Annotated in this window: 1 protein-coding gene; it reads right to left on the bottom strand. The window is 31.0% G+C overall.

Annotated features, from left to right (window positions below; translation table 11 throughout):
- Positions 1-798, bottom strand: a 798-nt coding sequence (locus ACFILW_RS09685; protein WP_375685713.1) for a helix-turn-helix domain-containing protein, incomplete at its 3' end; no start/stop codon positions are given.
- Between the last annotated feature and the right edge of the window lie 753 nt (positions 799-1551).

Below are 1551 nucleotides of genomic sequence, written 5' to 3'. Positions count from 1 at the left end.
ATTAACGATTTGAGTGTGTTCAGATAACTCTGAACACTCATTTTTGTTACAATTACAATTATAGTTAGGGGTTGTATTATGTAATTGCATAACATTTTTATTGTTTGTGCATAACATTTTTGTAAAAAATAAACGCTCTAAGAGCCAATTAAAAAGCTTAATAGCTTTTTCCAATTTAAAGGTAGACGCTTTAAAAGGAGAACCAAGAACAGATTTAACTTTATTCATACGATTTAAAAACATTGCAGCAATAGGTGTAAATTTTATTTCTTCAATACGAAGCCGTAATCGACGACAAACGCCACAAAAGGTTCTAACAGCCATATCATGATGTTTCTTTTCTTCTTTACTCTTTAAAATAGAGTGCTGAAGTTCATGGTAACGCGCGATTAAAATGCTAAGATCAATACCACAAGCAATTGGTACATGATGAGCAGAACTAAAACCATAGCGTTTATAATTAGCAGAATCCCGCATCACAATAAGACCTTTATCAAAAAGGCGTGAAAGCAACCTACTTACGTGAACAGATGTACAACCAATTTCCAGACCAATTTGATGGTTGGTTTTAAAAACTATTGGAATTTTACCTTTTTCAAAATGCGTAACTGGTACAGTATTCAAAAGTTTAGCTAATAAATGGGCTTCTGTTCCTTTGATAAGATCAGTTACTGGTAAGTCTTGTACAAGAAAAAGAAGTTGGCTTCTAGTAATGTGGCCAATATCGGTATTATCAGCAATTTTTATATATTCCCAGTGCTTTGAAGTTAATTTTCTACCAGATGTTTTATTAACCATAATTTTTAAAACCTCTCTATTGGAGGCAAAAAAAATGCTAAAAATATCCCTTTTCTACAAAATTTCTCTTGCAGAATGCTTCACGATAAATTAAATTAGGAATTACTTTGTAGATTTAATTCTTTTGAATTTAGTTTAATTTACCGTATATGTAGTACGGGCATTTTAGAAACCCTTCTGTTAACGCAGTTGGGTTTTTATTTTTTTGCCATTATATTTCCCTCTATTTGAAACGACTCATAGCTCGAAAAAAGCATGTCAAGGTCAAAGCTATATTAAAAAAAAAAGATTTTCAATATGGTAAAGCTTTCAAACAACTGTTTTTTATGGCAATACAACCTAATACAACCTACAACAATAGCAAAGCGAAATGACATATAACTAAGGAAATGCGTTCTTATATAGCGCTGTAGAAAACAACCTATACGAGTAAATAAATTTTAAATACAATAATTTTTTTTTGCAAGAATTGTCCACTAAGGACTGTGTGTATGATGATTAACTTTTTTCTGATAAAGTTCGTAGTGGAATATTGCTTTGATTTTTCAGTAGCGCTTGAGAGAACGTTTTATCAATAATGGTCAATGGAATTATAGCTCCCGTGATCTCTTCGCCAATCTTCTGGTTGTTGAAATTTGCTCGACCATAAAACATTTTGTGCTTTTTAAGCAGGGTTTTCTATTGTCTTTTCTGATCCTTTAAAAAAAGAATTTTCATTATGTTGACTGAAATAAAAGTATCAAAAAATAATAA

It is taken from the genome of Bartonella sp. TT110JLCBS, assembly GCF_042193405.1.
Taxonomy (GTDB): Bacteria; Pseudomonadota; Alphaproteobacteria; order Rhizobiales; family Rhizobiaceae; genus Bartonella.
The sequence above is the reverse complement of the archived record's forward strand: the minus strand, read 5'-3'. Positions and strand labels throughout refer to the sequence as shown.